The 3,575-nt window shown below is 54.1% G+C and carries 1 protein-coding gene; it reads right to left on the bottom strand.

The annotated features are described in order from the left end of the window. On the bottom strand, positions 1 to 3,575 hold a 3,575-nt coding region (locus tag FKV70_RS25745), incomplete at both ends, for a non-ribosomal peptide synthetase (RefSeq protein ID WP_142614968.1).

Genomic DNA, 3,575 nt, shown 5'->3' with positions numbered 1-3,575 from the left:
TTTTCGATCAACTGAACCCGCAGCAATGGGGCTTGGGCGAGATCAAAGGCACGTACAAAGTCTTGGGCGTACTGCGGGGTCTCGTCTTCGCTTGCCTGCACATGCTCCACGCTGAATGGGGCACTGGATTCAATCCGCTGAATCACCTCGCCATCGATCATCTCGAATCGGGTTCGCAAGGCTTCATGACGGGCAATCAGCTGGCGGAAGGCTTGCTCCAGTCGCTCTTTATCCAAGGAGCCTTCGATAATCAAAGCTCCCGGCATGTTATAGCTCACCTCTCCCCCTTCGAGATGGCTCAGCACGTACATCCGTTTTTGTGCCGAAGAAACAGGATAATATGCGCGCGCCTCCACCACAGGTATGGATACATACGTTTGCGGGGTCTGATCTTCACCCATCACCTGTACCAATTGCTCAATCGTCGGATATTGGAAAATGTCTCGCAAGGCCAGCTTGTAATTCAGCTCCTGATGGATTTTCGCCATCAGGGTGGTGGCACGCAGTGAATGTCCGCCCACTTCAAAGAAGTTATCCTGGATGCCTATCCGCCGATGATTCAGAACGCTTTGCCAAATACGTACCAATTGCTCTTCCAGCGGTGTGCGCGGCGCCACGTACTCCGTGCCTCCTTCAAGGCGCGCTTCCGGCGCAGGCAGCGCTTTGCGGTCAATTTTCCCGTTTGGTGTCAGCGGGAATCGATCCAGCTGTACGACATACGTCGGGATCATATAGTTCGGCAGTTTAGGCTGGAGTGTGCTGCGTAGCTCCGGCAAATTCAGCGCCTCCGAGGCGACGACATACGCGCACAGATCCTTGTCTCCGTCTTCGTTTTCCCAGGCGGTGACGATGGCTTTCTGAATCCCATCCACAGTCAGCAGCTGCGCTTCCACCTCGCCCAGTTCAATCCGGAAGCCCCGGATTTTGACCTGATCATCCATCCGGCCGATAAAGTCCACATGGCCGTCCGGCATCCACCGCGCTAAATCGCCGGTGCGGTACAGTCGTTCACCTGGTACGTACGGGTTCGCTACGAATTTCTCGGCCGTCAGGTCCGCACGGTTCAGATATCCCCGTGCGACCCCGGCTCCGCCAATGCACAGCTCGCCCAGTACACCGATCGGCACCGGATTTAGCTGGCTGTCCACGATGTAAAAGCGTGCGTTCAGCCATGCCTGCCCAATCGGCACATGGCCGCTACTTGGCAGCTTCGACAGCGCTTCGTCATAGAAGCTGGAGTCAATCGCTGCTTCCGTGACGCCGTAGCTGTTAATAATGCGGATCTCTGCCCCAAACCGTTCTTGCAGCACCCGGTAGTCCGTCACGCTGCAGCTATCTGAGCTCGTGATCAGCAGTTCCAGACTGCTCATGTCCAGTCCCTGTTCATGCACATACTGCATAAACGGTACGATCAACGCTGGTGTGGATTCGAACACCGTAATTTGATAATCATGAATCCATCCGTGCAGACGGCTAAAATCAATGCGATCATCTTTCGGACAGATGACCATCGTGCCCCCGTTATAAAGCGTCCGTGCAATATCGCCGACGAACACGTCGAAGGAGAAGCTTGCCAGTTGTAGTAGTCGTACTGGGAACTCGCTCAGACGATAATCCCGGCGATACGCCGTAGCCGTATTGACCAAGCTGCGATGCTCGATCATAACGCCTTTCGGACGTCCGGTTGTCCCGGAGGTGTAAATCACATACGCTAAATCGTGCGGTTCGTTGATGTGATCTACGTCTGTCATATCCCCGGTGTACAGTGACTCATCGTCTAATGCCAGCATGGTTTGCAGACGCAGCTTTGTTGCCGATTCAGATGCTGCTTCGCCATTAGGTGGCGAATCTGCTGTATCATTCACGGTTCCATGAAGAGTACCTGATTCGATCGTTTCAGCGCTAACGGCTTTTTCCAACTCATCCTTAGTCTTGCCCCCGGATAAGGACTGCCTACTTTCATTCAGCCATGCTTGGGCACGCTCTTGCAATCCCGTCTGGGTCAACAGCACCGTCGCACCACTATCCTCCAGCATGAAACGAATCCGTTCGGACGGATAGTCTGCATCCAGCGGCACATAGGCGCCTCCAGCCTTCCATACCGCCAATACGCCAACCAGCATGTCTACCGAACGTTCACTCCAAATGCCGACAATCGACTCGCATCCAATGCCTTCATTTCTCAATCTGCGAGCGAGTTGGTTCGCACGCTCATTTAGCTCGCGGTACGTCAGCTGTTGCTCTTCGTACACCACCGCCACGTGATCCGGTACAAGCTGAGCCTGTTCTTCCACCAAGGCATGGAACAGGGCTCCTGCTTCGCCTGCAGCAACATCTCTTACTCCCACTTCTCCAAAACCGTGGATAAGTTGCTCTTTTTCCTCGGCAGTGACCATATTCAAAGTTGCCAGTGGCTGCTGCGGATGATCGGCAATCGCTCGAACGATTTCCGCAAAATGCTGGGCTAATCGCATCATGGTCTCCGGCTTATATAGCGCCGTGCTGTATTCCAGGCTGCACAGCATACCTTCCGGCTGCTCTACGGCCTCCAAGCTCAAATCAAATTTGGCTGTATGATTGTCCAGTGGATAGGAGTTCAAGGTCAGACCTTCCAGCTCGAATTCCTGCTGTTCCAAGGTCTTCAATTCAAACATCGTGTCAAACAACGCATTCCGGCTCGTATCCCGCGCTACATTCAGCTTTTCCACCAGTTCCTCAAACGGATAGTCCTGGTGCTCATACGCACTGAGCGCGTGCTCCTTGACCTCTTGCAGATAATCCAGGAAGGTTTTGTCGCTGGACGGATAATTGCGGATCGCCAGCGTGTTAATGAAGACACCGACCAGACTTTCCAGTTCGGCATGCGGTCGTCCGGCAATTGGCGTGCCGACGATGATGTCCTCTTGACCTGTGTATTTATGCAAGAGCGTGGTGTACGCCGCCAGCAGCACCATATACAAGGTAGCGCCGGTCTGCGCCGCCAGTTCTTTCAGGCGTTCACTCACCTCACGCCCCAGTACAAATTCGATCGTATCCCCTGCCGTACTCTGTACCGCTGGGCGGACAAAGTCCGTAGAGAGATCCAGTACAGGTAATTCACCTTGGAAGGTATTCAGCCAGTATGCTTCCTGACGCTGCATCCATTCCTGATGGGCTTCGCTTTGCTGCCATACGGCATAATCCTTGTACTGTATCCGCAACGGCGCCAGCTCTTCACCGCCATACAAGCGGACAAACTCATCGGTCAGGACCTCCATGGACACCCCATCCGAAACGATATGGTGCATGTCGAGCATAAGCAGATGTTGAGCCTCCTGCTCTACCCCTGATACGCCCAAATCCACCAAACCTACCCGCAGCAGCGGCGCAGCTTTGAGATCAAACGGACGGACAAATCGCCGCACCCGTTCTTGCACTTCTACGTTGACCCTTGTGTACCTATTTGTAGTTGTGTCCTGAGCTGCATCCGCCGTCGCACCTGCTGCTTGTACCTTCGTATATTCCACCTCAAACGGCACGGTATCCTCAATCCATTGCATCGGCTCACTGTCGATCAGCTCAAAGCGGGTACGCAA

The sequence above is a fragment of the Paenibacillus ottowii genome (assembly GCF_006874425.1).
GTDB classification, from domain to species: Bacteria; Bacillota; Bacilli; order Paenibacillales; family Paenibacillaceae; genus Paenibacillus; species Paenibacillus ottowii.
This window is presented reverse-complemented; position numbering and strand designations above follow the sequence as displayed.